General features: G+C 61.0%; 25 protein-coding genes and 1 tRNA gene. 14 read left to right on the top strand and 12 right to left on the bottom strand.

All coding sequences use genetic code 11. The annotated features are described in order from the left end of the window. The first annotated feature begins 62 nt into the window (after window positions 1–62). Window positions 63–151 (top strand) — tRNA-Leu (locus VLU25_13860). A gap of 48 nt (window positions 152–199) precedes the next feature. Here VLU25_13860 and VLU25_13865 read toward each other — a convergent pair. Next, complete coding sequence (locus VLU25_13865; protein ID HSR69018.1) at window positions 200–733, bottom strand: site-specific integrase; 534 nt, start codon at window positions 731–733, stop codon at window positions 200–202. A 136-nt stretch (window positions 734–869) separates the two neighbouring features. Here VLU25_13865 and VLU25_13870 point away from each other — a divergent pair, with 136 nt between their 5' ends. From VLU25_13870 to VLU25_13880, 3 genes are all read left to right on the top strand, one after another. Continuing rightward, on the top strand, window positions 870–1,604 hold the full coding sequence (locus tag VLU25_13870) for a hypothetical protein (GenBank protein ID HSR69019.1): 735 nt from the start codon (window positions 870–872) through the stop codon (window positions 1,602–1,604). 415 nt (window positions 1,605–2,019) lie between these two features. Further along, complete coding sequence (locus VLU25_13875) at window positions 2,020–2,262, top strand: hypothetical protein (GenBank protein ID HSR69020.1); 243 nt, start codon at window positions 2,020–2,022, stop codon at window positions 2,260–2,262. Between the two features lie 682 nt (window positions 2,263–2,944). Further along, entirely contained in the window at window positions 2,945–3,370 is a 426-nt protein-coding gene (locus VLU25_13880) for a putative toxin-antitoxin system toxin component, PIN family (GenBank protein HSR69021.1), read from the top strand. 45 nt (window positions 3,371–3,415) lie between these two features. Here VLU25_13880 and VLU25_13885 read toward each other — a convergent pair whose 3' ends face one another. Together VLU25_13885 and VLU25_13890 are read right to left on the bottom strand one after the other, a co-directional pair. After that, entirely contained in the window at window positions 3,416–3,568 is a 153-nt protein-coding gene (locus VLU25_13885; GenBank protein ID HSR69022.1) for a toll/interleukin-1 receptor domain-containing protein, read from the bottom strand. A 332-nt stretch (window positions 3,569–3,900) separates the two neighbouring features. Next, window positions 3,901–5,073 (bottom strand): ScyD/ScyE family protein, encoded by a 1,173-nt coding sequence (locus tag VLU25_13890; protein ID HSR69023.1) that lies wholly within the window; start codon window positions 5,071–5,073, stop codon window positions 3,901–3,903. Between the two features lie 310 nt (window positions 5,074–5,383). Between VLU25_13890 and VLU25_13895 the strand changes: the two genes are divergently transcribed. Beyond that, the gene (locus tag VLU25_13895) at window positions 5,384–7,330 is read left to right on the top strand and encodes a winged helix-turn-helix domain-containing protein (GenBank protein HSR69024.1); all 1,947 of its coding nucleotides are present in this window, start codon (window positions 5,384–5,386) and stop codon (window positions 7,328–7,330) included. A gap of 243 nt (window positions 7,331–7,573) precedes the next feature. Here the strand turns inward: VLU25_13895 and VLU25_13900 are convergent, their stop codons facing one another. Further along, window positions 7,574–8,128 (bottom strand): methyltransferase domain-containing protein, encoded by a 555-nt coding sequence (locus tag VLU25_13900; GenBank protein HSR69025.1) that lies wholly within the window; start codon window positions 8,126–8,128, stop codon window positions 7,574–7,576. A 129-nt stretch (window positions 8,129–8,257) separates the two neighbouring features. On the opposite strand from VLU25_13900, the gene VLU25_13905 reads away from it, so the two are divergent. Together VLU25_13905 and VLU25_13910 are read left to right on the top strand one after the other, a co-directional pair. Continuing rightward, on the top strand, window positions 8,258–8,707 hold the full coding sequence (locus VLU25_13905; protein ID HSR69026.1) for a hypothetical protein: 450 nt from the start codon (window positions 8,258–8,260) through the stop codon (window positions 8,705–8,707). Between the two features lie 152 nt (window positions 8,708–8,859). Beyond that, the gene (locus VLU25_13910) at window positions 8,860–9,687 is read left to right on the top strand and encodes a prenyltransferase (GenBank protein ID HSR69027.1); all 828 of its coding nucleotides are present in this window, start codon (window positions 8,860–8,862) and stop codon (window positions 9,685–9,687) included. Between the two features lie 21 nt (window positions 9,688–9,708). On the opposite strand, the gene VLU25_13915 is transcribed toward VLU25_13910, so the two are convergent. Both VLU25_13915 and VLU25_13920 read right to left on the bottom strand, forming a co-directional pair. After that, the gene (locus tag VLU25_13915; protein ID HSR69028.1) at window positions 9,709–10,239 is read right to left on the bottom strand and encodes a DinB family protein; all 531 of its coding nucleotides are present in this window, start codon (window positions 10,237–10,239) and stop codon (window positions 9,709–9,711) included. Between the two features lie 20 nt (window positions 10,240–10,259). Further along, window positions 10,260–10,754, bottom strand: a complete 495-nt coding sequence (locus VLU25_13920; protein ID HSR69029.1) for a GNAT family N-acetyltransferase — start codon at window positions 10,752–10,754, stop codon at window positions 10,260–10,262. Window positions 10,755–10,849: 95 nt separating this feature from the next. Between VLU25_13920 and VLU25_13925 the strand changes: the two genes are divergently transcribed. Beyond that, window positions 10,850–12,640: an acyclic terpene utilization AtuA family protein gene (locus VLU25_13925; GenBank protein HSR69030.1), complete on the top strand. Its 1,791-nt coding sequence runs from the start codon at window positions 10,850–10,852 to the stop codon at window positions 12,638–12,640. Window positions 12,641–12,644: 4 nt separating this feature from the next. Here VLU25_13925 and VLU25_13930 read toward each other — a convergent pair whose 3' ends face one another. Further along, window positions 12,645–12,767, bottom strand: coding sequence for a hypothetical protein (locus tag VLU25_13930; GenBank protein HSR69031.1), 123 nt, complete (start codon window positions 12,765–12,767; stop codon window positions 12,645–12,647). A gap of 178 nt (window positions 12,768–12,945) precedes the next feature. Continuing rightward, a complete protein-coding gene (locus VLU25_13935; protein ID HSR69032.1) occupies window positions 12,946–13,827 on the bottom strand; it encodes a peptidase in 882 nt (293 codons plus the stop codon). 60 nt (window positions 13,828–13,887) lie between these two features. On the opposite strand from VLU25_13935, the gene VLU25_13940 reads away from it, so the two are divergent. Then, window positions 13,888–15,858, top strand: coding sequence for a SpoIIE family protein phosphatase (locus tag VLU25_13940; protein HSR69033.1), 1,971 nt, complete (start codon window positions 13,888–13,890; stop codon window positions 15,856–15,858). Window positions 15,859–15,865: 7 nt separating this feature from the next. Here VLU25_13940 and VLU25_13945 read toward each other — a convergent pair whose 3' ends face one another. The 4 genes from VLU25_13945 to VLU25_13960 are packed head-to-tail and all read right to left on the bottom strand — an operon-like array spanning window position 15,866 to window position 19,766. Further along, on the bottom strand, window positions 15,866–16,378 hold the full coding sequence (locus VLU25_13945) for a hypothetical protein (GenBank protein HSR69034.1): 513 nt from the start codon (window positions 16,376–16,378) through the stop codon (window positions 15,866–15,868). 12 nt (window positions 16,379–16,390) lie between these two features. After that, window positions 16,391–17,173, bottom strand: coding sequence for an OmpA family protein (locus VLU25_13950; GenBank protein HSR69035.1), 783 nt, complete (start codon window positions 17,171–17,173; stop codon window positions 16,391–16,393). Window positions 17,174–17,175: 2 nt separating this feature from the next. After that, a complete protein-coding gene (locus VLU25_13955; protein HSR69036.1) occupies window positions 17,176–18,480 on the bottom strand; it encodes a pitrilysin family protein in 1,305 nt (434 codons plus the stop codon). Between the two features lie 11 nt (window positions 18,481–18,491). Further along, window positions 18,492–19,766 carry a pitrilysin family protein gene (locus tag VLU25_13960; GenBank protein HSR69037.1) on the bottom strand — a complete coding sequence of 425 codons (1,275 nt, stop codon included), beginning with the start codon at window positions 19,764–19,766 and terminating at the stop codon, window positions 18,492–18,494. Between the two features lie 42 nt (window positions 19,767–19,808). On the opposite strand from VLU25_13960, the gene VLU25_13965 reads away from it, so the two are divergent. From VLU25_13965 to VLU25_13985, 5 genes are all read left to right on the top strand, one after another. After that, the gene (locus VLU25_13965) at window positions 19,809–21,197 is read left to right on the top strand and encodes a pitrilysin family protein (protein HSR69038.1); all 1,389 of its coding nucleotides are present in this window, start codon (window positions 19,809–19,811) and stop codon (window positions 21,195–21,197) included. 129 nt (window positions 21,198–21,326) lie between these two features. Then, the gene (rimP, locus tag VLU25_13970; protein ID HSR69039.1) at window positions 21,327–21,776 is read left to right on the top strand and encodes a ribosome maturation factor RimP; all 450 of its coding nucleotides are present in this window, start codon (window positions 21,327–21,329) and stop codon (window positions 21,774–21,776) included. A 37-nt stretch (window positions 21,777–21,813) separates the two neighbouring features. After that, window positions 21,814–23,358, top strand: a complete 1,545-nt coding sequence (gene nusA / locus VLU25_13975; GenBank protein HSR69040.1) for a transcription termination factor NusA — start codon at window positions 21,814–21,816, stop codon at window positions 23,356–23,358. A 75-nt stretch (window positions 23,359–23,433) separates the two neighbouring features. Further along, a complete protein-coding gene (infB, locus tag VLU25_13980) occupies window positions 23,434–26,292 on the top strand; it encodes a translation initiation factor IF-2 (GenBank protein HSR69041.1) in 2,859 nt (952 codons plus the stop codon). 49 nt (window positions 26,293–26,341) lie between these two features. Next, on the top strand, window positions 26,342–26,632 hold the full coding sequence (locus VLU25_13985) for a DUF503 domain-containing protein (GenBank protein ID HSR69042.1): 291 nt from the start codon (window positions 26,342–26,344) through the stop codon (window positions 26,630–26,632). Window positions 26,633–26,677: the final 45 nt, after the last annotated feature.

A 26,677-nucleotide genomic window follows, 5' to 3' on the forward strand; every position in this document is an offset into this window, starting at 1 on the left:
GACCATCACCATTCCCTACCAACACACCCTAACTTTCGCTATACTGTGAATCCGCTCAAACAGCCGGAGTGGCGGAACTGGCAGACGCACCAGACTCAAAATCTGGCGAGGTTTACTCCTCGTGGGGGTTCGAATCCCCCCTCCGGCACCAATAGAATCAACCACTTAGCGCCGTTCGGCTTGATCCGCTGCCCCGTCTTCATCGTCCCTGTCTCCTCTTTGTATCCACTGACTGTCTCCACTCCTCAGCCTCGTTTCGCTGCGCTCCGCGCACGGCCTTGAGCGCGTGCGTCTGGACGTAGTGCGCGTAGCGCATGGTGGTTTGGATGGTGGCATGGCCCAGCAGTTCCTTGACCGTGTTGACATCCACCCCATGGATGAGCCATTGGGTTGCCCTGAAATGACGCAGCCCGTGAAAGCCGACCCATTCCAGGTTCGCCTTGGCCTTCCCCCTTGCGAACGGTGTCCGGGGGTCGAGCCAGGGCCTGTTGCGTACCGGGTCAACGAAAACCAATGGAATGTCGATAAAGCGGATCACTTTCCCAAGCCACTCCAAGGCGAGATCCGACAAGGGCACGGACCTCACCTTCCCGCTCTTGGCGCGGCCAATCAAGACCATCCGCTCTCGCTGGCGGATGTGTTGCCCCTTGAGCCGCAAGCCCTCGGACTTTCGCATACCGGTTTCTCCGAGCAAGACGGTGTAAGCCCCGATCACGCCATCTTCAGCGGCCACGGCCCCGACCCGCAACGAAAGGAGAGACGATGTTTCAGAGCGACGAAATTCTATGCTATGCTCTCTCGTAGCCAATTGAGAGTGTACTCTGAACCCATTTCTAAATGTAATTCTTAGATTCATTGGAGGACTTGCAATGCACAAGCTTGTCTTACTTTTGACCGTCACGCTGACCGGATTTGTTTCAGCTCAGGAAGAACCCCTCACAAATGAGGACATCATCCAGATGCTCAAATCGGGTGTTTCCGAAGACATCATCATCGAGAAGATTGCTGTTTCGGGTTGCGCCTGCGAGAAGTCTGCATTCGACATCATGATTCTCAGGGGAGCCGGTGCTTCATCTAGACTGGTTAAACTCATCATTGATGCCGAGGCGCCCCAGGCGGCAGCCGCACCCCTCCCTGCAGCTCCTGAACCGACGAAAGTCACTCTGTTTGGAGGATACAGCTACGGGCGCTCGGAAGGGGATTCGGGCGGCCTCAACTGGAACGGCTTCAACGGAGCCATCACTGGCCACTTGACCGATTGGCTGGCCATTACGGGTGATGTGTCGGGCCATTACACTGACTTCAGGGTTCTTGATGTCTCTTGGTACAGCTTTGCCATTGGCCCTGAATTCACTCGCCGCACCGGGCGTGTTCGCGGCTTCGGACATGTCCTGTTTGGTGCCAGCCGTATCAGCGCTGGTTTACTCGGCGTCGGGGTTGGCGAAACCGGCTTCTCGACTGTGATCGGGGGTGGGGTGGATGTCGGGGTCACCGAACACTTCGCAATCCGGGTCTTTCAAAGCGACTGGCTCCGTATCTGGGACATCGGCGGCGAAGACTTCAATCTCGGACGCTTATCGTTCGGTGTGGTGGGAAGGTTTTAGCAATAGGAAAAGCCTGGATCGTCGAGTGCTGGTCTGAAAGGTGCCCAAGGGCGGAGGGGCCGCCGAGTGTAGCCAGTTTGTATCCACCTGGAAACGGCCAGAAAGGGATAGGAACGGATCGGTCTGTGTGGCGAAAACCCGAGTCGTTGTTGGGTTTTTCCTAGTTTTGGACAGCTTTGGATCTCGCCGATTTTAGACTCAAAATCTGGCGAGGTTTACTCCTCGTGGGGGTTCGAATCCCCCCTCCGGCACCAATAGAATCAACGAGTTAGCCGTCCGCCTGTTCCATTTCCCTCTCGGTCATTTCGCCTGTTGCCTGTTTGCCGCCTGCGTAATTTCGGCTTCTGCCGCTTCGCGGCGCTGCGCCTCGATCACGCTCCTGTGAGCATGACTGGGCGCGAAGTGCGCATAGCGCATGGTGGTGTGGATGTCGCTGCTTGGAGGAATTGAGCAGCACCTTGAGCACGGCGGGGTCATTCTGCGCCGCCCAGCGGGCCAGCGCGTAAAGCAGAGCGAACATCAAAAGGGCCGTGAGCAGACTTTCGAAGAGATTGAAGGTGGCTGCTGCCGTGCCCAGGATCAGGAAAAACAGCTTGGGATCATCAACCAGAAGGACCCTTTAGGCGACTTTAGCCGCACCAAGAATCCACCGCCTTAAAAGGCGGTGGAGAAGCGAACGCCTCTCAAGATCCCTGAGCACTCTCTGATGGCCAATTAGTGCATCTACTCTTATGTCACGCAGAGCTTTCGATACCAAGGGGATAAGAGGCCTAGAGAAGACATCGCCTCTAAGAATGTGCCCAAATTCATGTTCCGTCGTGTTCCGGCCCGCCGCGTCCCAGCGCCGCCGACTGAGCCGAGAAAAGACGAAGGAATCTACATCCCAGCCTCAACTGTAGGCATCGCCCACAAGTTGGTACAGCATCGGGTCAAGACGTGAGAAGGCCCCTTTCTTCGCTTTTTTCGCAGCTACTACTTCCTCTTCTACCGTCTTGTTCCTCCTCTCATTCTCGAAGCTCACAGACACTTGCCGAGCTCGCACTGTCGCGTGTATAGTCTTACTGGTAAGTTGGGGATACAGCGATGTCAAAAGTAGCGACAACCAAGATGTCATCGAAGGGGCAGGTGGTGATTCCTGAGGAAGTTCGGACACGACTGGGCTTGGAGCCCGGAGAGCGCTTCATTGTCGTCGGCGAGGACGGCGTGGTGGTGCTTAAGAGGATCGAGGCACCATCTATGAGGGACTTTGATCAGATCCTGAACAAGGCCAGGCAAGAGGCGCGCGCCGCGGGACTGAAGCCCTCGGACATTGGCGAGGCGGTTCGAAAGGCTCGGGGACGTTGATTCGCATCGTCCTCGACACGAACGTGTTGCTGTCCGGGCTCTTCTTCGGTGGTCCTCCGGGAGAAATTCTGCAAGCTTGGCGCGGCGGGCTGATACAGATCGTCGTGTCCACAGAGATTCTTGAGGAATACTGGCAAACTGGCGAAAGGCTGGCCGAAAAATACCGTCATGTCGATCTGGAGCCTTTCCTCCGGCTAGTAGCGATCAGATCGAGGCTTGTAGACCCCGTTGTACTTGAGGAACAGGTCTGCATAGACCCAGACGACGACAAGTTCCTGGCCTGCGCCGTGGCATTGGATTGTGAATTCGTCATCAGCGGCGACAAGGCGCTAGTAGAAGTCGAGGAGTATCGAGGAGTGAACATCCTGACACCGAGGGAGTTTGTGGATCAACATCTGCCCGCGAGGGGCCCAAGCTCGTAGCAGGCTGGCCGGTTGTCGAGCCGGACGAACAGTGACGTGCAGCCATCACCCGCCCTGATTGATGGAAGCCACGATGTCGTCGCCGGCTGCAATCTCCCACTTGTCCAGCCAGGCCTCGATTCCGCGCCGGCGCAGAAAGATGGCCAGCGCCTCAACTGCGGGCTTGGCCTTGGATGAATGACTGATAAATACGCGCATCAAAAACTCCAACGCTTTCCAGCCCAAGCCAGACTGAGGCCCTCATGAGGCGAACCGAACCGCAGGCTCGGCACACGGGAATAAGCTTAGAGCAATAATCAGACTTGGCGCGGCCCTCACAGTTCGCTGGGGTACCTGCCCCGAAATCCAGACCCACAAGAAGCAACCGAGTGCTATAGCTCCGACACTCCACGCGACTGTCCTCGCGGGAATCAGGCCTTGTCACACGCTGCCCTGGCCGGCCCCCCTGCTTGAGGAGAGTTCCGGCCAGGGTGGCGTCGGTTCGGGGCGACATTCGGAGAAATGCGGCCCCGCAATAGGACGCTTTGGGTTTAGGGGACAACTCGCACGATTCTGCCAGTGAAAATCTCCGACACATAGATGTCGCCGCTTTGCTGATCGCGGGCCATGCTAGTAGGTGTGATAAGGCATGTGGAGAGGTCAACCGGCGAACTACCGGGGGAAAAGAGCCTCAGCCGCCCCGGCGTGCCCGGAACCAGCATATCGGCGCTGAATTCGAGGGTGAGATACGACATCTCGTTACCAAAGCTCCGATAGGGGAGAACATCGATGGCGGAGGTGAGACCCGTGATGAGCGCCTCGGCGGCGCCGGTTTCCCGGTCGACCTGGAGCACCCGTGCCTGGCCCGGAGGGAAGGGGAACCCGCTTAGGAGAGTGACCAGAAGTTCCTGTGAAGAGAGAGCCCGGATGCTGTCTGGAACCGGTTCGACGAGGGGAGGACCGAATGGCCGCGTGTTGGGCAGTGGCGGAAGGGTCGTCAGTGTTTCGCTGTCCCCGGTGGTCAGTTGGATGACCCGGATCGAGTTCATGCTGGCGTCGTTCAAGTAGAGCTCGTCATCGAGCACCGCCAACCCAAAAGGATTGGAATGGCGCACAGCGTTCGGTTCCCCCGGTCTTGGGTCCGCAACCCAGTCCTGGAAGTCCGCGATAAGACGGATCGTCAGCTTGTCGCCCATACCGTTGTCCAGCTTGAGCTGAGACCGTTCACTCAGGGCTTCGTGATCCTCCAGCGTCAAGGCGAAACCGGCGGTTGAGTCCTCAACGTAGTTACTGAAGTGTAACGCCAGGACCGAGCTGAAGATCGGCGAGGAAGGAATAGGGTTAGGAACGTCTGTGCCTGGGACAGCACCGGCAACCGTGACGTCTCCGTTGCCGATTGCCAAGTAGAGCGTCCGGCCGCGCAGAGCGATGCCGCTGGGCCCGCTGGGAGCGTTATCGGGCGGCGAAAACCCCGAAGGCAAGCCCTCGACGAGCGTTCGCCTGATCCCGCTGGTCACGTCGACCACTGAAATGCGCCCCGTGTTGGGTCCATTCCCGGCTTCCGTAACGATGAGGTGGTCGGAGCCACTGAAAACAATCTTCACGGGAGCCCGTAGACCTGCCGTCACGGCCGAGACCTGGCACTGGGCAATCAGGTGACACAGGGGCCCTCCGCACAGGGTAAGAAGCAGCAACAACAACAAACGAAACTTGTGACGAATCATCTTTAATCTCCTGGAGTCTTCTGGGCGCCGCCAGGGGCTGGTGTGGCTGAGTCACGCCTAGACGTACCGAAACCTTCGGCAGCATGCGCCGCATCGCGCGCAGCCCTTGGCTGCAATCCTCTATAATTCTCGCGGGGCGCCAGGGTTCATCGGATCCCTCGATGCGCCTCGCCGAGCGGAGATTCTATATATTGCCCGGCAAACGGTATCGAAAGTTCCGCGAAAGTTTGGGGAAACTTTCGCGAACGCAGGTTGCACCTTAAGGGAAAGCGCCATGCCTCGCGACCGCAACGGCTCCCGCTTGTACTCTATGAGCGACGAGACGATCCGACTTTCTCAAGACTGTGTCCTGGACCTGGGTCGTGGCGTTCTGCTGCGAAATGAGGAGCCCGTCCATCTGCGTCCCCAGACTTTTGCAGTCCTTCGCTATCTCACCCAAGCTCAAGGCCGCCTGATTTCAAAGGACCAATTGATCGAGGACCTTTGGCTGGGCAGGGCAGTCACCGACGGGGCTCTAGGCAAATGCATCGAGGAAATTCGCCAGGCGTTGGGCCTCGAATCCTCGAAATGCCTGAAGACGGTGCACGGTCGGGGTTATCGCCTGGAGAGAGGTTGCGACGCCTCCTTTGATGGCACCGGCGCAGTCAGCAAGGCGGGAACCGAGGATCTTCCGCCAATCGGATGGCAAAAGTGGCGGGGCCTGTTCGTGGGCGGGGGCTTGACCTTTGTAATCGCTTTGCTCGGGCTGGTCTACCTGGCTTCGCTCGCCGAGAATCCGACGCTGCCTCCCGCAGACTCGGACCTGCTTGAATCGGTAGCCGTACTGCCATTCAAGCCGCTGCTGCCCGGAGCGCGCGATGAGGCTCTCGAGATGGGCATGGCCGACACGCTGATCACCCAGTTGAGCGCGGCGGGGGACATGATCGTTCGGCCGATATCGGCATCTCGCAAATACCATGGTCTAGAGCTTGACCCAGTGCGGGCTGGCCAGGAACTCGTTGTCGACGCCGTGCTCGACGGCAGCATTCTACGCGATGGCGAACGCATTCGTATCACCGCACGATTGATCCGCGTGGCGGACGGGAGGCAGCTCTGGTCGGATCGATTCGACGAGGACTTCCACGACATCTTCTCCGTCCAGGACGCGATCGCGGAGCGAGTAGTCGGGGAACTCGCCCAGAAGCTGAGAGGGAATCGTGGCCCTTCGCCTCGCAAACGGCGCGCTGTCGATCCCGAAACCCTGGAGCAGTATCTCTGGGGCCGCTTCTACTGGAACAAGGCCACTTTCGAAGACTACCGCAGGAGTCTAGGTCACTTCCAAAAAGCGGTGGAACTCGATCCGGGCTTTGGGGCCGCCTACTCCGGGATCGCCGACTTCTATGGATTTGCCGTCTCGCAAGGCCGGCTGCCGCCCGATGAGTGCTGGCCTCTGATGGAGGACGCCACGCTCAAAGCCCTCGAACTCGACCCCGACTTGGCCGAGGCCTACAACTCGCTGGCGGGCCTTCGACTCTACCGCGACCGAGACTGGAAAGGCGGACTCGAATCTTTCAAACGAGCAGTGGAGCTCAATCCGAGTTACGCGGAAGTCCATAACCACATGGGATCGTTCTCCTGGCTCTTGAAATGGGAGGAACGAACCATTGCTGAGTTCACCCATGTGCTCGTGTTAGACCCCTTTTCGGTTCGGTACAATCGCAACCTCGGCTGGGCCCTCTACCTTCTAGGCCGCGACGAGGAGTCACTGAAACAGTTCTCCAAGACGCTTCAACTCGACTCGAATGACGCCTTGACCTTCGAGCTGCAGGCGCAAGTCTACGAAAGACTGGGACAGGAAGTCGCCGCAGCCAGGTCGTTCCTGCGGGCGCTGACTCTGCAGGGCGACCGTGAACTGGCGGCGCTTTTTGAGAGCGTTTACCAGCAAGCGGGTTACGCCCCAGCCATCAAGGCTGTCTTCGCTAAACAGGTCGAACGTCTGCAAGCCAAGTTGTCCCAAGGCGAATACGTGGCCGCGATGCACTTCGCTCGCGCCTACGCGCGGGCGGGTGATCGGGAATCGGCCCTGGCCTGGCTGGAACGTGCCTATCATGAACGCAACCGGCTTGTCCTGGAGATTCTCGTCGACCCACTCTTCGATGGACTTCGCAGCGACCCTCGATTCAAGACTGTGATCGAACGCCTCAACCTGAGTCCCGATTCGATCGAAGACCGGCTGCCGCCGCCATCGCTTTCTTCGCCTGTCAGGACCTCGGACTGAGTCGTCAACCACGGGGCAAGAAAAGGGTATGGCCTGGGAGAGCGCTTCATTGTCGTCGGCGAGGACGGCGTGGTGGTGCTTAAGAGGATCGAGGCACCATCTATGAGGGACTTTGATCGAATCCTGGAGAAGGCCAGGCAAGAGGCGCGCGCCGCAGGCCTGAAGCCCGCTGACATAGGCGAGGCGGTTCGAAGGGCTCGGGAACGTTGATTCGCATCGTCCTCGACACGAACGTGTTGCGGGTCATTTCAGCACTTCCAGCACGAACGTCATCTGCTTGCCGCGCAGCAGGAAGCAGAGGTGCTGTTCCCAAAAACGGCGGACGAAGCGGACTGCGGGGAAGAGGTTGTCCAGGTTGATGAGAGCCTGCAGGCCCAGGACCTTCCAGATCGAGGCCAGCTCCTGATGGTGGCTGACCAGGCGGAAACGGGCCGGAGAATAGTAGTTGGTGCGGTAGTCCGGATCGAAGTAGCTGAAGGAGTAGCCGTTCAGATGCCACCGGTGGGTGGGATCTTGCCACGAGATGGCGTCGGTGTGATGGGGGGTCACGATGGTGACCCGGCAGCCGGGCTTCCCAAGGCGATGCACTTCCTCCATGACTTTGAGAATCGACTCGAGATGCTCGATGACGTGGATCAGCCGGATTTTGTGGAAAGAATTGTCCGCGAAAGGGAACGGGGGCTGGTTCAGGTCATGGACCACGTCCACTCCGCGCAGTCCGACGCGGTCCAAGCCCACGGCCCCGGGCAGCTTGTTGCGGCCACATCCCAAATCCAGAGTCGCTCGGTCGACGTTCATCGACAGATGATAGTACTCAAAAAGTCTGCTCGGCGCACTCGCCTGCCCGCCTGTCCGCGTAAGGTCGGTTGCGGGGCGGCTTACGGACGTGTACCTTCTTGGCGGGACGACAAGGGAGGCTCAACTACTATGGCTGTCGGACTTGTGCTGCGGTTGCTGGCGCTGACGGTGCTCTTGAATCTGCTGCGCTATCTGGTGGGAGGATTCATCGAGGGCTTCACCATCATGGGGCCCATGCATGCTCCCATGGCGCGCTTTCCCCAGGTCTTCGACACCGACTTCAGCGGCGGCGACTTGGCCGTCTCGCTGCTCTACAACTTCATGATGTGGTTCTTCGCCGTCTGCCTTTTTCACCTCATGCAACCTTCGCTCGCCGGGGGATGGTGGGCCAAGAGCTTCAAAGGATACGGCCTGGTCTGCCTCTTCTTCATCAGCCTGGCGGCCGTTTACATGAATCACTACAACGACGCCGTCAAACCCTTCTACCTGTGGAGCATGGTGGACGCGGTGATCGTGTTTTCAGTGGTGGCGGCAGGCAACGCCCTGCTCTACCCGCGGATGATCCCGACGGCCAAATGAGAGGAGAGCGAAGAAGGGGAGATCAGGGGGATGATCACACCACCCGTTACGATGAGGAGGCCGCCGAACTGGCCTGCCGGCGCAGCCTGGATTTCTTCGCCCGAAACTTGCGCTGAAACAGGTTCACGAATGGAGTAGTTGGGAGGCGAAGAATGGCGGTGCCCAAAGAGTACCAGGAGGACGTGGAAGCTATCCTCTCCAAGCGCAACCAGCACGGCGCGGACCTGTGGACGACTTCAGATCGCCGGCTGGGTAAAGGGAGCCCCTTTTCAACCGTCGACTGCGTCCTCATGCTCACCGAACTGGGGATGAGTTCCTCCGACCCGGTTCTGAAGGGATGTAGCGAACTGCTACTGGACGCCTGGCGCGAGGACGGGCGATTCCGCATCGCTCCCAAGGGGACCATCTATCCCTGTCACACGGCTAACATCGCCCGCATGCTCTGCCGCCTGGGCTTCGCCGACGACCAGCGTCTGGCCAAGACCTTCCAGCACTTATTCGAGATTCAGCATGAGGACGGAGGCTGGCGCTGCAACAAGTCACCCATGGGACGCGGCGAGATCGGCGACCGCTCCAACCCGGGCGTGACGCTGTGGGTGCTGGACGCGTTCCGCTTCAGCCCGCACCTGAACCGCGACGAGCGCCTCGACCAGGCCGTCCTCAACCTTCTCGAGCACTGGGAAGTCAGGCGTCCGCTGGGCCCTTGCTCCTTCGGGATCGGCTCGCTCTTCATGCAGACGGAATTCCCGTTCCTGCGCTACAACCTCTTCTACTACGTCTATGTCCTCTCCTTCTACGACCGGGCCAGGCGAGACAACCGCTTCGCCCAGGCGCTGGCGACGCTGGAGTCGAAAATCGAGGCCGGAAAGATGGTGATCGAGAATCCCCACCGATACTTAGGCAAGCTGGCCTTCTGCAAGCGAGGCCAACCCAGCGCGGCGGCCACCCGTCGTTACCGGGAAATCCTGCAGCGGATCTGACTGCCGCGACGGCCTTCTCTCTCAGCGGAGGATGGAAAGGTACTTCGACCAGGGCCCTACGGAATGGCGGCAGCGGTGAGCCATGACGCGGGCGATTTGGGAGATGTGGTTGAGGTCGTGGACGGCCCAGGTGGCCAGGAGCTGGCTGAGCGTGACCTTTCCGAATTCAGGATGAATTCCGCTCAGAGAGAGCTGGGCCGGCGTCAGATTCCATCCCCGCAAGGTTTTGAGGGAAGTCTCGCGGAGTTGGGCGAAGCGGTCCAGCAGTTCAGGCAAGGTCCACTCCTTGAAGCGCTGGAATTGGGCGAAGCGGTCAAAGGGCTCGAAGGGACGCTCCTCGCCGTGCTCCAGGATAATGGCGGCTCTGGGAATCCAGTCGGTTTCTTCTCCGTGCACCAGGTGGCCCACCACGTCGAAGGGGCTCCAGGTGTCGGGCCCTTCGTTGACCCTGTACCAAGGCTGGCTGAGGCCTCCCAACCAGCCCAGCAGGGTCTCGGGGGTGCGCTCCAGGATTTCCATGATCTCCTCGAGGCTAGGTTGCTCTTGTTTCATCGCTTCTTTCGTATTGGCTGTCATAGGCCCACCTTGTCGCTGCGGCGTTCCAGCATGGCCACGTCGCGCCAACGTCCCTCGAGTTTGCCCAAGCGGCGCCGGACTCCTACGGTACGGAATCCGCAGGCGCGGTGAAGGCCGATGCTGGCCTCGTTTTCAGGAAAGACGCCGGCTTGCAGGGTCCAGATTCCAGCTTCTTCGGATTCTGTCACCAGACGGTTGAGCAAAGCCTTGCCCAAACCTTGTCCCTGGGCCTTTGAAGAGACGTAGACGCTGACCTCGGCCACTCCGCTGTAGGCGCAGCGGTCTGAGATGGGACTGAGGGCGGCCCAGCCCAGCACCTCCTGTCCCCGTCGCGCCACCAGGCGTCCACAAGCCAGGTGAGCGGCGTCCCAACCCTCCCAGGCGGGGATCTCGGTCTCGAAGGTGGCGTCTCCGGTGGCGATGCCTTCCCGGTAGATGGCGGCTACCGATTCCCAGTCCTCGGGCCGCATCGATTCGATCGTGGTTTCCATCTGGCGCTCCTTGCACTTATTAGACGCAGAAGATCGGAATTGGACGCAACAAGTCAGAGGCGGCGAGGGCAAATGAAGGCTGATAGACTAGGCCCATGGCCAAGGACAAGACCGTGCGGGTAGGAAATGCGGGAGGGTATTGGGGAGACGATCTCGAGGCCTTTCAGCGTCAACTGTCGCTGGGACCTCTCGACTACATTTCCCTCGACTTCCTGGCCGAGATTACCATGTCGATTCTGCAGAAGCAGCGCTCCCGCGATCCTGAGATGGGTTATGCGCGTGACTTCGTCGATCAGGTCGAGAAAGCCCTGCCCCTGCTGGCTCAAAGCGGAACCAAGGTGATCAGCAACGCCGGCGGCATCAATCCCTCGGGATGCGCCCGGCAGATCGCCGAAGCGGCCCGTAAAGCCGGGGTCGATCTCCCCATTGCGGTTGTGGAAGGCGACGACCTGATGGAGCGCCTGGACGAACTGCTGGCGCGGGGCCACAAACTTTCCAACATGGAGACAGGGCAGGACTTGTCGGCGGTGCGGGAGCGGGTTCAAAGCGCCAACGCCTACCTGGGCGCCACACCGGTGATCAAGGCGCTGGAGATGGGCGGGCAGGTGATCGTGACCGGGCGCGTCACCGATACCGGAATCACTATCGCCGGCCCCGCCTTCGAGTTCGGATGGGACTTGACCGACTGGGACCGGCTGGCATCGGCGGTGGTGGCCGGGCATATCATCGAATGCGGCGCCCAGGCCAGCGGCGGCAACCTCACCGACTGGCGGGAAGTGAAGTCGTTTCAGCAGATGGGCTATCCCATCGTGGAATTCAGCCAGGACGGATCGTTCCTGGTCAGCAAGCACGAAAAGGCGGGCGGACTGGTCAACGAAAAGACCGTCAGCGAGCAACTGGTGTACGAGATGGGCGACCCCCAGGAATACATCACGCCCGACGTCGTGGCCGAGTTCTCGAGCATCCGCTTGCAGGACCTGGGGAGCAACCAGGTGAGGATTTCAGGTGTCACGGGCCGGCGGCGCACCGAGAGCCTGAAGGCTTCGATCTCCTACCACGACGGCTACAAGGCCCAGGGAACGGTGATCGTGAGCCGCCCCGAGGCGGTGGAGAAATGCCGCGCCATCGAAGAGATCTTCTTGCGCCGTCTGGGCCTCGACTTCGAGGAAACCAGGGCCAACCTGGTGGGATACAACGCCTGCCATCAGCACTTGGCGGGAGAGGGCGATCCGCCCGAGATTCTGCTGCAGGTCGGCGTCCGCGACCGCGACAAAGGCAAAGTGGCGGAGTTTTCCAAGCAGTTCCCTTCCGTCATCTTGAGCACCGTGCCGGGGGTGGCCATCGTGGGAGCGCGTCCGCGCATTCAGGACGTGGTCGCGTACTGGCCCTGCCTGTTGCCGGCCGAGGAGGTCACGCCGCGGGTTTCGCTGCTGGGCGGGGGTGAAAGCGTCACGGTGCCCTGGACGGCGCCGCCCGACCGGGCCGGGGCCCCTTCCCGAAGCGGGGACGCCGGCCAGGAGGAGCTGACCCGGCCGCCCGAAGGTCCCCGCCAGGAAGTCCCTCTGCAGAGGCTGGCCTACGCCCGGTCCGGCGACAAGGGAAACACCTGCAATATCGGCGTGGTGGCCCGCAGCCCGTCAGCTTACGCCTTTCTCAGGCGGGAGCTGACCGCCGAGAAAGTGAAAGCCTATTTCGGAGAGATCTGCCAGGGCCAAGTTGAGCGCTTTGAAGTCCCCAACATCAAGGCCCTCAACTTTCTGCTCCACGAGTCGCTGGGCGGCGGCGGGACGCTGTCGCTGGGCATCGATCCGCAAGGCAAGACCTACGCCCACGCCCTGCTGCTGATGAAAATGGAAGTCCCGCGAGCTCTGCTGGAACAGATCTGAGCAATCAACCCGAGGTTCCCTTACCGCGCCCTTTGAGCATCTCCTGCAAGGAATCGTGTACCTCCTCGGATAGGAGGTCGCGCAAATCGCGGGCCTGCTGGCAGAACTCCTTGAGGCGCTCTTCCATCTCGTCTCGCGACGATCAAGGGCGACTTGGACGATTCGCGCACCCGTCCCGAAAGCCAGTTCATGACGGCCTGCCGATTCACGCCCAAATGGCGGGCCAACTCCTCGGGAGTCAGGTCAAGCCGTTCGCATAAGCGGCCTACCTTGTCCTTCATAGAACCTCGCAGCCGAGTCTAGCATCAACGCGGAGCCTGCAACAGGAAGCGCAGAAGGGCCGGCGTGATGTCGGTGATCTCCAGGCCCTCGGCGGGGAAGGCCTCCGACACGGGTCCCCATAACAAGGTCGCCACCGGATTAAAGGTGTGACGGGGATGATCGATCTCTTCGATGTTGCCGTGGTCGGAGGTCACCAGCAGCGAACCGTCTTTCCCCAGGCCTTGGACAAGACTGGCCAGAAAGAGGTCCAACTGCTCCAGCAGGGGGACGGCGCTCTGCATGTCGCCCCGGTGGCCCACGATGTCGGTGAGGAAGTACTCGTAGAGAACGAGGTCGTAGTCGCCGGCCAGGGAGAGCAGGACTTGAGCGGCGCGCTGAGGCGTGCGGGTGCGCTCGACCAGCCCGTGTTCCAGCAGGACTCGGTTGCTCAGGTCCATGTAGAGGGCGCGTCCCCGGCGAACCTGCTCGACGGTGCGCAACGGAACGCCCGCCGATTCGCACATGACGGTGCTGGCCGATACCCAGCGGGGACGCTTCTCGAAGAAGACGGGACGGTAGGCATTAGCGAAGGTGGGATTTTTCCCGGCCTCCTTGAGGCGACGGAAGAGGGAGTGGTCTTGGATCAGCCCGCGCAGGGCCGGCGTGGGGAATCCGCTCAGGTGGCGTCCGATATGCTGGGCGGCGTTGCGGCCCGTCCACAGCGCCGTGTGGCCGGTGGCCGACTGGGGAAGTCCCTCGACCCCCATGTCGACGCGGGTTTCCAGGCAGCGTCCGGCGGCCGGAAAGGGTCCTGGAGAGCGGCGGAAGAGCCGCAGCACGCGAGGTTCGAAGCAAGCCAGCGGATTGCGTCCGGGTGCCTTCTCCCCCAGCCCGATTCCATCGATGAAGACGACGATCACACCCATACAGGGCCTTCATTTCTCTTTCGGTGTCAAAGGCAAGGGCTATAATGAGCCTTTTCTGCCATGTCCAGATTCACCGCAGTTGCCGCCTTGCTTTTCTTTGTGGGCTTGCTCGTCACCCTGGCCGCCCCGCAAAACGCCTTTGGTCTGTTGCGCGACGTGGGGCTGGCAGGACTGCTGATCTCGCTGGCCTACTATTCCGTTCGCTTGATGCGGCGGCTGGTCAAGCGCTTCCTGTGGAAGGTCCGCAACAAGATCATCCTATCCTATGCCTTCGTGGGGCTCATACCTGTCCTCATCCTGACCTTCATCGGGATCATCTCCTTCCGCCTGGTGTTCGGCCAGGTCAGCGCCCTCTATCTCGAGAATGAGATCCGGCTGACATCCGTAGCCTTGCAGGAAGCTTCTCACCGGGTGGCTTCGGGCTTTTATGCCAGGCGCCAGGCCGGCGGCCCCCGCCAACTGCTGCAGGCGACCTTGCAGGAGCGGGAACACCTGCTGCAAGAAGAGCCCGCTTACGCTCATCTGCGCGCCTATGTCTTCCTCCGCTCGGCGGACGGAGCCCTGCGGCCGGCGGGACGGCTGCCGGAAGAGGCGCCTCCGCTGCTCTTGCCCGAATGGGCCGGGGAGGGTTTCGACGGCTTGGTGCACGACCGGGGGCGCCTCTACTTCCGCAGCCTCGAGCAGATGCACCAGGCTTCAGACAGGCTGCTGCTGGTTCTCGATCTGCCTTTTGACGAGGCCGTGGTCGAAGCCATCGAACAACGCACCTCGCTGCGCTTGACGCCTCCCCAGTCGGTGACCCCCCTGAAAGAAGCGCGCGGACTGAGCGTGCTCTTTCAAGGCCAAGGCGGCTGGGGCGACATCTTCTGGATGCACGTGGTCACGCCCGTCGACTGGACCACCGGCAGCACCATGCGCTTTCTCGATCCCGAGCTGTCGCTTTTCGCCATCAGCGTGCCCCTGGAACAGCTCTACTACAACTTCTACTTCTCCCAGGAGACCTTCCTGGGCCAGTATCTGCTGCAGATCGTGGCCCTGCTGGGAATCGTCTTCATCTTAGCCGAAGCGGTTTCCCTTTTCATAGGCGTAGCCATCGCCCGCAACATCACCCGCTCCATTCAGAACATCTACAGCGGCACCGAGCGCATTCGCCGCGGCGAATTCGGCTATTCCATCCCTGAAGGCAAGGCCGATCAGCTTGGTGCCCTTTCGGCGGCCTTCAATTCAATGTCGGCCAGCATCGCCCGCCTCCTCAGCCAACTGGGCGAGAAAGAACGCCTGGAAAAAGAGCTGGAGATTGCGCGCCAGGTTCAAGAGCAATTGTTCCCGCGCACGATTCCCAAGGTGCGCCGCCTCAGCCTTGCCGGCCAGTGCCTGCCGGCCCGAATGGTGAGCGGAGACTACTACGATTTCATTCCCTTCGATGACCAGCGGCTGGATATCGTCATCGCCGACATCAGCGGCAAGGGAATCTCGGCGGCCCTGCTCATGGCCAGCCTGCAAAGCGCCATCCGCACCCGGGTGGTCTACCAGAGCGCCGATGGGGATTTCCCCGTCTGCGGACCGGGAACGCTGCGCCGGGCGGTGGCAGCCCTCAACACGCACCTCTATGCCCAAACGGCCGCCGACAAGTTCGCCACCCTGGTTTTCAGCCACTTCGACGCCGACAGCCTGACGCTGACCTACTGCAACGCCGGCCACAACCCCCCATTGCTCTTCTCCAACAAGGGTGTGCGCAAGCTGTCGGCCGGAGGAATGGCCGCCGGGCTCTTCGAAGACCGGGAATACGAGGAGGAATCGCTGCAACTGAGCCAAGGCGACCTGGTGCTCTTTTATACCGACGGCGTCGTGGAGGCCCAGGATCCTCAGGGACGCCAGTTCGAGATGGATCGGCTGGTGGAATTAGTGTCGGGAAACGTCTTCCTGACCGCCGACGACATCCAGAAGCTGGTGCTGGACGAGGTCCTGGCTTTCTCAAGGGGCGAGGCCCAGCATGACGACATCACGGTCGTGGTGCTGAAGGTCGAGTAGCCCGATGTCATTGAACGGGCCGGGGCTGGGGAGCGAAGCGGAAACCGCTGAGTTCGATTTCGGCGTGCTGGCGCAGCCATCCCTGGGGAAAGTGCTCTTCGTCCACGGCGATGCTGATGCCGCGTTCGTACTGGGGAGGCAGCGGCTCGTCCTCGGCTGGATGGATCACCATTCGGGGAATCTCACCCACCGTTTCTTGGTTGTTGAAAAAGAGCAGCGTGACCTCCAGAGCCTCGACCGTGCGGGTGGTCAGGTTGAGGACCGAACCTTTGAAAAGAACCGTCTCTCCCCCGCTGAAGTTGGCGGTCATGCTGCTCTTGCTCTGCTCCAGGCGCAGGCTCTCGCTGTAACGTTCGAACTCGGGAGTGTCTTTTCGGATCATTCCTTCCACCTCGCCGGGAGGCGGGGGAGGTCCTGGAGTCAGGTAGTAGACCGCCAAGCCGCCCGCGATCACCAGAAGGGCGGCCAAAGGAAAGATGAGCATCGGATTGTTGGACTTCTTTTCCTTTTCCTCAAACATGGAAAGCTCCCTCTAAGGCCGCAGAAGGAAGTGGGCTCGCCGGTTGAGGGCGTAGTCTTCTTCGCTGTCCCCCGTGGCAAAGGGGCGCTCTTCGCCGTAGGAAACGGTAAAGATCCGGGCGGGATCGACGCCTCCGCGCACCAGGTAGCCCTTCACCACCTGGGCCCGCAACTCGCCCAGCGCCAGGTTGTATTCGTCGGAACCCCGCTGATCGCAGTGACCTTCCACCAGAAAGCGGACCGACAAGTTTTCGGGCAACGTCAGCCACTCGATGTTTTCGTCCAGGGTGCGGCGGGCCTCGGCGCTCAGGTCAGCCTCGTCGAACTCGAAAAAGACGGGCTTGACGGCCCGCTTGAAGCGTTCTTCCAGGGGCAGATCGGGGTCGATGTTCTGGACCTCCAGTCCTTGCTCGTCGGCAAGCACTTCCACCGTAACCGAGCGGGTGGATGATCCCCCCTCTCCCAGCGCGTTGAGAATGTAAGTGGTGGTCTGCTCGGGATAGACCTGCAAGCTTCCCACGGCCTCGACCTCGCCGATTCCGGGCTGCAGCGTCACCTGGGAAGCCGAAGTGGCCTCCCAATCCAGCAGAGAAGGCTCCCCTCTGCGCACCTGAAGAGGCTGGGCGTTCAGGGTCACCGAGGGAGGCGCCACGGTTGCGCCGGGCGTGGCATCAGGAGATCCGGTGGGACTGCGGTCGGCGCTGGGCGGGGGCGGAGGCGGGGCCTGGCGCTCGCCGCAGGCCGCAGCCGCCAGCAAGAAAACCAACAGGGGAACAAGTCTGCGATAGAAGTTCAAGGTCAATCCTCAACTGGGGCGGATGGTCCCACCACCACTGTAGTGCAGTTTACCGGATCGAGATAGCGTTCCGCCACCCGCCTCACGTCCTCTCGGGTGATGGAACGGATGATGCGGGGATAACGGTCTGGAAAGTTGATTCCCAATCCGTACAACTCGCTGGCCAGCAAAAAGCGAGCCACATTGTAGTTGGACTCGAAATCGAAGACGAAGTTCCCGGTCAGGAACTCTTGAGCCGTCTGCAGTTCCTCGTCGCTGAAGGCCCCTTGAGCCATGGCGCCGATCTCCTCGGTCAGGCGGGACAGCGCTTGGCGACGGTTTTCGGGAGAGGTGCTGAGGTAGGCCACAAAGCGTCCGGGATAGAGTCCGGCGGTGGAGGTGATGTTGGAGTAGGTGAGGTAAGCCAATCCCAGGTCGTCGCGCAGGATGCGCGGGATGCGGCTGGTGAATCCGGGTCCGCTGCCCAGAATCACGTCCAGCACCTGAAGACGGTGAAAGTCGGGGTTGAGCCGGGTTACCCCCAGGTGTCCCAGGGCGATCTGGACCTGCTCGGCGTCCATCACCTCTTCCAGCAGCACGGGCTTGTTCTGGCGCGGCGGAACTTGAATGGGGCGTCTGTCGAAATGGGGAGCCTGCCAGTCGCCGAAGAGGCGTGTCACCTCTTCTTCGACCCGGCCGGCTTGAACGTCGCCCACCACCACCAGCACGGTGTTGCGGGGCGAATACTTGCGGCGGTGAAAATCCCTCACGTCCTCCACCGCCAGCGCCTGCACTTGATCGGGAGTGCCCAGGTAGGGGTACTGAAGCGATGTCCCCCTGTAGATCTGGGCATTGAAAAGGCGTCCCGCCACGCTGGAGGGATCGTCTTCCATGGCTTCCAGGTCGCTGAGCAGGCGCTGCTTTTCCTCTTCGAAAGAGGCTTGTGGAAAGACTGGCTCGGCCATCAATTCGTAGAGGACCCGCAGACCCGTATCCAGCCCTTCACGGCGGGATTGGAAGGAAAGGCCGCTAATCTCGCGACGCGAGAAGACGGTCAGGCTCCCGCCTTCGTTCTCGATCAAGGCCGACATCTGGCGGGCCGTACGGCTGCGGCTGCCTTCGTCGAGCAAGCGCGAGGTCAGTTCGGAGAGGCCGGCGCAGCCCTGGGGGTTCTGGTCCGAACCGGCCAGGAGGTAGGCGTTGACGGTCACCGTGGGCAGCCGATGCGATTCGGAAACCAGCAATGTCAGGCCGTTTTCCAGACGCCTGCGGGAAAGGTGCAAGTCATAGCCGCTGCCGGGGCGGCGCCGTGTGTCCACTCGTTCCATGGTGTTTTTGATCAAGCGACCTGACTGCGGGTGCGCGGCATGCGCCCCACAATGACCTGTGAGGGGTCGAGATAGCGCTCGGCCACGCGCCGCACGTCCTCTGGCGTCACCGAACGAATGCGCCGCAGGTAATCCACCCAGTACTCGAACCCGACCAGGGTCTCCATCATGCCCAGTTGCACGGCCTGGTCAAGGGTGGTCTCGAATTCCTGCAGGACCTGAGTGCAGCATTGCTTGCGGGCGCGGGCCACGTCGTCCTCGGCCGGGGCTTCCTGGCCCAGGCGACTGAATTCGGCCAGAATGCGTTCCTCGGCTTCCTGCAGCGAAATCCCGTTGCGCAATTCGAAGCGGGCCAGCAGCAGGTAAGGATCATAGGTTTCGGTGACTTCGGTGGAAGCCATGGAGGCCAGGCGCTGCTCCTCGACCAGACTTTGATAGAGGCGGCACAGCTTGCCTTCCGACAAGAGCCGGTCGATCACCTGCATGACGTAGTGGTCGGGATTTCTTATCGAGGGAGCTGGGAAGGCCAGCAAGAGGCGGGAAACCCGGGCCGTACGCCGCACGTCGACCCGCAGGGCGGCTTGCCGAGGCGGCTCTTCAGGACAGGCCGTTTCCGCCTCTCGGCCGCCGTCCGGCAAGGACTCGAACCTGGCCCTGACTTGGCGCAGGGCTTCCGCGGGTTCGAAATCGCCCACCAGCACCAGCACGGCATTGGCCGGCGAGTATCGCCGAAGATAGTAGTCGCGCACTTGCTCGAGAGAAATCGAGCGAAGGTCCTGCAGCAAGCCGATCACGGGGTAGCGGTAGGGGTGGCTGCGGAAGGACTTGCGTTCGACCTGGCTGCGCAAGGCGCTCCAGGGCTGATCGAGGTCCATCTTGAGCTCTTCGATCACCACTTTCCTTTCCATCTCGAACTCGCGCGGCTCGAAGAGATTGCCGCCCATGCGGCTGGCTTCGATATCAAGCGCCGTCAGCCAGCGGTCGGAAGCGAAGCAGAAGTAGTAGGCGGTGGAGTCGAGCGAAGTGAAGGCATTGTTGCTGCCTCCCAGGCGGGTGGTGATGTAATCGATTTCGCCCTTGCCGTAGCGGTCGGTGCCCTTGAACATGAGATGTTCCAAGAGGTGGGAAACGCCTCTCATCCCCGGGCTTTCGTGGCGGGAGCCCACCTTGTACCACATCATGCTGGTGACGACCGGGACGCTGCGGTCTTGCCGGGCCAGCACCGTGAGGCCGTTATCGAGGCGGTGGCGGCTCACGTCTTTGATCAAAGTTTCGCCGTTTCGCATCAACTCTCCACATCTTATAAAATAGACGATTCTGACATGGTGATGAGAAATCTACGCTTTATGCTGCTGACGGTCCTCCTTCTTGCGACGCCTCCATGGGGGGCCGTCCTCTCGGCTCAGGCTCCGCCGCCCAGCCAGATCGAGCTGCCCGAGTTCGAGAAGGAGTCCTTGCTCAACGGCATGGAGATTCTCTTCCTGCCCACCACCCGCGAGGAGTCTCACTTCCTTCTCATGATCCGCAACGGAGCGGCTTTCGACCCGGTGGAAAAGTGGGGCTCGACCTTATTGATGACACGCATGATGCTGGCTTCCACGGAAGGGCGCACCCCCGAGCAGATGCGTTTCGCCCTCAGGTCCCTCAATGCGCAAATCGAGGTCCGCGTCGACTACGACGCCCTTTACTTTCTGGGCAGCGGTCCCACGGCGCGCATGGGGGAGGTCCTTTCGCTGTTGGCCGACATCGTCATTCGTCCGTCCTTCACCGAAGAAGCCTTCCAGAGCGCCCGCCAGGAGCTGTTGCAGGAAAGGCGCGGCGAAGCCGATGACCCGGAGCTGCGCAGTCAGGAATTGCTGCTGGCCGAGTTGTTTGTCCCCAATCCTTACGGCCGACCGGTTAAAGGGACGGTGGAGTCGCTGCAGAAGGTCAGCCTCAACGACATCAAGATTCAGTACCGCCGGCTGGTCATGCCCAACCAGGCCCAACTGGCCTTCTACCACTCGGGCGACCGCGAGCGCGCCTTCCGCAGCCTGAGCCGCAGTTGGGGCGGATGGGTGGGGCGGGAAGCGCTGCCTTTCACTTTCCGCCGGGCCGAACCGCTCAAGGGGGGCCATATCTTGTTGCTGGATGGCTCAGCCGACCAGGCTATCCTGCGCTGGGGCAACCTGGGTGTGCCCAAGACCGATCCCGACTATCACGCTCTCAAGGTCTTTGAGCAATACCTCACGCTCAGCCTTCCTGACTGGGCCCAAACGGTGGAGGCGCGTTCCCACATTCAAGGCCGGCCGCTGCTGGAGGCTCGCCGCATGCCGGGTTTCCTGCAGCTCAGCATTCGCAGCCAGGCCGGGCTGCTGGCCGAGTACTTCAAGCAGTTGCGCCGTTTCGTGGAGGGGGTGGCTGAAGGCCAGATCGACGAAGGCCGCCTGAGAGAAGCCAAGCAATTGGTGCTGGAAGACTTCCGGCAGTCGCTGCGGGATCCCATGAGGCGGTTGCAGACGCTGCTGGAGATGCGCCTGTTCGAGATCGGGGCCGGCTACGTGACCACCTTCGGACTGCGCATCGAGCGCATCGACGCCGCACGCCTGCAGTCGGCTGTCATGCGCCACGTTTCGGCCCAGGATTTCGTGCTGGCCGTGACCGGCCCGCAGGCCCAACTCGAGCCGGAGCTGGAGGGGTTGGGCGTCGTGCGGACCGTGGCCCCCTCCAGCCCTTAGTCCGCTGGGGTTTGCCCGCTTCGACCGGCTTCCTCCTTCTTGCACCTGTAACGGTCTTGGAATATACTTACGCAGGGCAGACTCTTTCGAGTGGGCATTTGCCCACTTTTTTATTTTAGGCCTATGGATGTGGCAGCCCGAACAGAGGAACTGGCTCGCGGAGTCGCCGAAGAACACGGCGTCCGCATCGAGCACGTGGAATTCGTAGCCGGCGCGCGCCCCTCTCTGTTGCGCATCTACATCGATAAGCCCGGAGGAGTCAGCTTGGATGATTGTCAGAAGGTCAGCAAGCACGTCGCCGTGCTGCTGGAGGTCGAGGATTTCATCGACCGAAAATATGTTCTGGAAGTCTCCTCACCCGGAATCGAGCGGCCGCTTTTCAAGGCGGACGATTACCGCCGTTTCGTGGGCCGGGAAATCCGCCTGCGGGCGACGGAGAAAATCGACGGGAGAAGGAACTTCAAGGGGGTCATTGAGGACTTCCAAAATGGGGTCGTGACGATGGACTGCGAAGGAAACCGTTATCAGATCCCATACGAGAAGATTAAGAAAGCGAATCTGGTTTACGAATTCGACTAACCAGAAGGGACGCCGAAGAGCGTTCGAGGCGATATAAATGGCGAATATTCTAGGGCAGCAGATCGAGATGATCAGCAAGGAAAAGGGCATCGAGGCGGACATCATCCGCGAGGCCATCGAAGATGCCATGGTTGCGGCTGCCAAAAAGTACTTCAAGACCACCGAGAACCTGCAAGCCCGCCTTGATCTGGAGACGGGCATGATCGAAGTCTTCGCGGTCAAGGAGATCGTGGAGGAGGTCGAAGATCCCGACGAGCAGATGTCGCTGCAGGAAGCCCAGGAAATCGACGAATCTTTCGAGGAAGGAGACTTCATCGAGATCCCCAAGCCGACGCTGGAATTGGGCCGCATCTCGGCGCAAACCGCCAAGCAGGTGATCAACCAGAAGATCAGGGAGGCGGAACGGGAGCAGATTTACGAAGAGTTCAAGGACAAGATCCACGAGGTGGAAAACGGCGTGGTGCGCCGCCGCGAAGGCCGCGACGTGATCCTGGAGATCGGCCGCAAGCGCGTCGAGGCGCTTTTGCCCTTCAGCGAACAGTCGCGCATCGAGCAGTACAACCCCGGGGACCGGGTCAGCGTCACCATCATCAAGGTCCACCGCGTCTCCAAAGGGCCCCAGATCGTCGTCTCGCGTACCGACCCCTCCCTGCTCATCCGCCTTTTCGAGCGGGAGATCCCCGAGGTCTACGACGGTACGGTGGTCATCAAAAACGCCGTCCGCGAAGGGGGAGAGCGGGCCAAAGTGGCGGTGGCTTCCAAGGACGACACGGTCGATCCGGTAGGAGCTTGCGTGGGCATGAAAGGGAGCCGCATCAACGCCGTCATCCGGGAGTTGCGGGGCGAGAAGATCGACATCATCCAGTACTCCGACGATATCGTCGAGTACGCCATCAACGCCCTCAACCCGGCCCGCATTTCCAAGGTCCTCATCAGCGACCTGGAAGAGAACGTGCTGGAGGTAATCGTCCCCGAGGACCAGCTTTCGCTGGCTATCGGAAAGAAGGGGCAGAACGTGCGCCTGGCCTCGCGCTTGCTGGGTTGGGAGATCGATATCAAGAGCGCCGAGGAGAAGAAACGCGAGATCCTCAGCCAGATGGAAGAGCAGTTCCCGGAAGAAGAGGTGGCTCTCTCGATCACCGAGGAACAGCAGGAGATGCTGGAAGAAGCCGGCATCGAAACGGTGGAGGACCTGGTCAAGAGCGGCGCCGGCACGCTGGCCCAAAAGACCGGCATGGAAGACGATACGGCCCAGGATCTGATCGCCCGCGCCCGGGCTTTTCTGCACGCCCGCGACGAGGAATTCGACGACGAAGACTTGGAAGACATCGAAGAAGAGTTGACCGCCGAAGATGTTCTGGCCTCGGTCGGGGAAGAGTCCGAAGACGAGGAAGACGAGGAAAATGAGGAAGACGAGGAGCCGGAGGAGGCCGAATCCGCGGAAGAGAGCGCGGAGGAGGCCGAAAAGGAACTGACGGCTGAAGACGTGCTGGGACCGATCGGCGAAGATGACGAAGAAGACCGAGAGGAAGAGGAATTAGCCCCTGAAGGCGTCGAGGAAGGCGCCTCAGAGGAGAAATAAAGCCGATCTCACCGGATTGGACAAACAAGAGCGGCGAGGAGAAGTCTTAAAGACGTAATGGCCCAAGACGTGCAAATGGAACAGATTAAGGTCAGCGAACTCGCGTCCGAATTCGACATTCGGGATTCCACCGTGATCTCGGAGTTGAAGAAGATCGGGGTGTGGGTGCCGTCTGCCGATACGCAGGTAGATCAGGACATTGCCAAGCGCGTCCGGCGGCGCCTGGAAATGCTGGCTGAAATCGAACAGGAAAAGAAGAAAAAGACCAAGGCCAAGAAGACGCCCGCCGCCAAGCCGCGCAAGTCCATCAAACAACTGGGCAAAGGCCCCCGCAAGGGTGTGCGCAAGCCGGTTGAAGAGACGCCTGAGGAGTCCGCCGAGTCGCCGCTGGGCGGCTCGCTCAAGCCGCGCAAAGGCACGTCTCCCGCCTATCGCAGGGTGGAGAAGCCCGTCACCAAGGACGAGGAGATCGAAGAAGAAGCCCTGGAGGCGGAAGAGGACAAGCAACCCGAAGGTCCGCTTCCGGTCTCTCCTGAACAGGCCGAGAAGCTGATGACTCCGGAGGCCGCAGCTAAGAAAGCCGAAGCTGAGGAGGAAGAAAAGGCCAAGAAAGAGGCCGGGAAAGAGGATGTCGAGGCCGAAGAGGCCGACGAAGCTGAAGAAAAGGCCAAAGCTGAAGAAGAGGCCGAAGAGAAGAAGGCCGCCGCCGAAAAGAAGGCTGAAGAAGAGGCTAAGAAGGCCGAGGAGAAGGAAGCCGCCGAGGAAGAGAAGAAGGCCGAAGAAGAGGCCGCGGCTGAGGCCAAGGAAGCCGAAGAGGCCAAGAAGGCCGAAGAAGCAGAGGAAGCTGAAGCTAAGGAAGAGGCCAAGAAGGCGGAGGAGAAGGAAGCCGCCGAGGAAGAGAAGAAGGCCGCCGCCGAAAAGAAGGCGGCCGAAGAGGCCGAGAAGAAAAAGGCCCTCGAGGAAGCCAAGAGGAAAGAGGCCGAGAAGAAAAAGCGGGAAGCGGTCAAGCGCAAGCGCGCCAAGGTCAAGCTCACCGAACTGCCCAAACCCATTTCGGAACGCGACGTGGGCGAGATCAAGCGTCCCCAGCGCCGCCAGGCCCGCATTTTGGAGCGTCCGCCGGTGCAGCCTAAGCCGCAGCAGCGGACCCGCGTCAAGAAGCCTCCTCTGGAACGCGAACATCAGGATCTGACCCTTTCCGAAAACCTCTCCGTGAGGGATTTCTCGGAAAAGATCTCGGTCAAGAGCAAGGACGTCCTGAGAGAACTGATGGGGATGGGCGTGATGGCCACCATCAACCAAACCATCGATCAGGGCATCATGGAGAAGCTCTGCGAGAAATTCAACGTGACGCCCACCTTCGTGACCTTCGAAGAGGCCGTCATCGAAGAAACCAAAGTCGAAGACAAACCCGAGAACCTCAAGGAGCGTCCTCCCGTGGTCACCGTCATGGGTCACGTCGACCACGGCAAGACCTCGCTCCTGGACGCGATTCGCGAGACTCGGGTGGCGGCCGGCGAAGCAGGCGGAATCACCCAGCACATCGGCGCCTATCATGTCGATGTCGCTGGCAAACGCATCGTCTTTCTCGACACCCCCGGCCACGAAGCCTTCACCCTCATGCGCTCCCGCGGAGCCCAGGCCACCGACTTGGTGGTGTTGGTGGTGGCGGCCGATGACGGCGTCATGCCGCAGACCCGCGAGGCCATCGATCACGCCCGGGCCGCCGATGTTCCCATCCTGGTGGCCATCAATAAGATCGACAAACCCGACGCCCAGCCCGACCGCGTCAAACAGCAGTTGTCCGACCTGGAACTGGTGGCGGAGGATTGGGGAGGCGATACGGTCATGGTGGAGGTTTCGGCCGTCAAGCAGACCAACCTGGACGAGCTGCTGGAGATGATCTCGCTGGTCTCGGAAGTGCTGGAACTCAAGGCCAACCCCGACCGCTCAGCCGCCGGCGTCATCTTGGAAGCGAAGATCGACAAGGGCCGCGGCTCGGTGGCGACGGTGCTGGTTCAGAACGGCACTTTGAGCATCGGCGACAGTTTCATCGCCGGAAAGATCAGCGGCCGTGTGAGGGCCATGTTCGACGACCGCGGCGAAAGCGTGGAGAAGTCGGGTCCGGGAAGCGCCGTAGAAATCCTGGGACTACAGGGACTGCCCGAAGCGGGGGACGCCTTCCAGGGCGTGAGCGACGCCTCCAAGGCCCGCCAGGTGGCCGAACACCGACGAGAGAAGCATCGCGAGCATGAGCTGAGCCGGGGTCAGCGCCTCAGCCTCGACGACCTCTACTCGAAGATGGAGGCCGGCGAGGTGCGGGAACTGCCCATCGTCCTCAAGGCCGATGCCCAGGGATCGGTGGAAGTCCTGGCCGACATGCTGACCAAGATCAAGTCCGAGAAGGTCAAGGTCAAGATCATCCACAGCGGTGTGGGGGCCATCTCGGAATCGGACGTCCTACTGGCCTCGGCTTCCGACGCCATCGTGATCGGCTTCAATGTGCGTCCCGAACGCTCGGCGGCCGATGCGGCCGAGAAGGAAGGCGTCGACATCCGCCTGCACACGGTCATCTACGACATCACCGCCGAAATCGAGAAGGCCCTGGTCGGACTGCTCGACCCCACTGTCAAAGAGGTGGCTTTGGGACGCGCCGAAGTCCGCGAAACCTTTTCGGTGCCGCGCTACGGAGTGGTGGCTGGCAGCATGGTCACCGAAGGAGAGATCCGCCGCAACGCCTCCGTCCGCCTGCTGCGCGACAACGTGGTGGTGCACGAAGGACGCATCGACTCCTTGCGCCGTTTCAAGGAAGACGTCAACAAAGTACGCAAGGGCTACGAGTGCGGTATCTCGCTGGAAGGCTACCAGGATGTCAAGGTCAACGACATCATCGAGTGCTTCACCCACGAAGAAACGACGCCCGAACTGCACTAAATCGACCGCCGTCCGCCAGCGCCGCGGACGGCGGCATTAAGAACTGTTCATGCCCATCGTCTTCTGTTCCATCGAGCTTTACCTGCCCTTCTGCCACTCCCTCAAGGAGAAGCGCAACGTCCTGCGCAAGGCGGTCGAGAGGTCGCGCCAGCGTTCCAGCTTCTCCATCGCCGAGATCGGCCATCAGGATCTCTGGCAGCGGGCCCGTCTGGGAGCCGTCTCCATCGGCCCCGACCAAAGAAAGCTGGAAGCCATGGCCGAGAAGGTAGTGCGCGATATCGAGACGGTGGTGGGGATGGACGCTACCCGCTACGAAATCGAAATCATCGACTACGAATAGCGAGCAGCCTCATACCGCAGAGAGCAATGGGCCTTCACTGCGGTC

Source organism: Acidobacteriota bacterium, from assembly GCA_035471785.1.
GTDB lineage: Bacteria > Acidobacteriota > UBA6911 > RPQK01 > DATIPO01 > JANQFM01.

Bases quoted from the DNA above. Each gene is read 5' to 3' on its own strand.
- VLU25_13870 (HSR69019.1), top strand. From the start codon at position 870: ATGCACAAGCTTGTCTTACTTTTGACCGTCACGCTGACCGGATTTGTT.
- VLU25_13965 (HSR69038.1), top strand. From the start codon at position 19,809: ATGAGAAATCTACGCTTTATGCTGCTGACGGTCCTCCTTCTTGCGACG.
- VLU25_13890 (HSR69023.1), bottom strand. From the start codon at position 5,073: ATGATTCGTCACAAGTTTCGTTTGTTGTTGTTGCTGCTTCTTACCCTG.
- VLU25_13910 (HSR69027.1), top strand. From the start codon at position 8,860: ATGGCGGTGCCCAAAGAGTACCAGGAGGACGTGGAAGCTATCCTCTCC.
- VLU25_13935 (HSR69032.1), bottom strand. From the start codon at position 13,827: ATGGGTGTGATCGTCGTCTTCATCGATGGAATCGGGCTGGGGGAGAAG.
- VLU25_13955 (HSR69036.1), bottom strand. From the start codon at position 18,480: ATGGAACGAGTGGACACACGGCGCCGCCCCGGCAGCGGCTATGACTTG.
- VLU25_13930 (HSR69031.1), bottom strand. From the start codon at position 12,767: ATGGAAGAGCGCCTCAAGGAGTTCTGCCAGCAGGCCCGCGATTTGCGC.
- VLU25_13905 (HSR69026.1), top strand. From the start codon at position 8,258: ATGGCTGTCGGACTTGTGCTGCGGTTGCTGGCGCTGACGGTGCTCTTG.
- VLU25_13945 (HSR69034.1), bottom strand. From the start codon at position 16,378: ATGTTTGAGGAAAAGGAAAAGAAGTCCAACAATCCGATGCTCATCTTT.
- VLU25_13875 (HSR69020.1), top strand. From the start codon at position 2,020: ATGGTGGTGTGGATGTCGCTGCTTGGAGGAATTGAGCAGCACCTTGAG.
- VLU25_13895 (HSR69024.1), top strand. From the start codon at position 5,384: ATGAGCGACGAGACGATCCGACTTTCTCAAGACTGTGTCCTGGACCTG.
- VLU25_13960 (HSR69037.1), bottom strand. From the start codon at position 19,766: ATGCGAAACGGCGAAACTTTGATCAAAGACGTGAGCCGCCACCGCCTC.
- VLU25_13985 (HSR69042.1), top strand. From the start codon at position 26,342: ATGCCCATCGTCTTCTGTTCCATCGAGCTTTACCTGCCCTTCTGCCAC.
- VLU25_13940 (HSR69033.1), top strand. From the start codon at position 13,888: ATGTCCAGATTCACCGCAGTTGCCGCCTTGCTTTTCTTTGTGGGCTTG.
- infB (HSR69041.1), top strand. From the start codon at position 23,434: ATGGAACAGATTAAGGTCAGCGAACTCGCGTCCGAATTCGACATTCGG.
- VLU25_13925 (HSR69030.1), top strand. From the start codon at position 10,850: ATGGCCAAGGACAAGACCGTGCGGGTAGGAAATGCGGGAGGGTATTGG.
- VLU25_13900 (HSR69025.1), bottom strand. From the start codon at position 8,128: ATGAACGTCGACCGAGCGACTCTGGATTTGGGATGTGGCCGCAACAAG.
- VLU25_13885 (HSR69022.1), bottom strand. From the start codon at position 3,568: ATGCGCGTATTTATCAGTCATTCATCCAAGGCCAAGCCCGCAGTTGAG.
- VLU25_13920 (HSR69029.1), bottom strand. From the start codon at position 10,754: ATGGAAACCACGATCGAATCGATGCGGCCCGAGGACTGGGAATCGGTA.
- nusA (HSR69040.1), top strand. From the start codon at position 21,814: ATGGCGAATATTCTAGGGCAGCAGATCGAGATGATCAGCAAGGAAAAG.
- VLU25_13915 (HSR69028.1), bottom strand. From the start codon at position 10,239: ATGAAACAAGAGCAACCTAGCCTCGAGGAGATCATGGAAATCCTGGAG.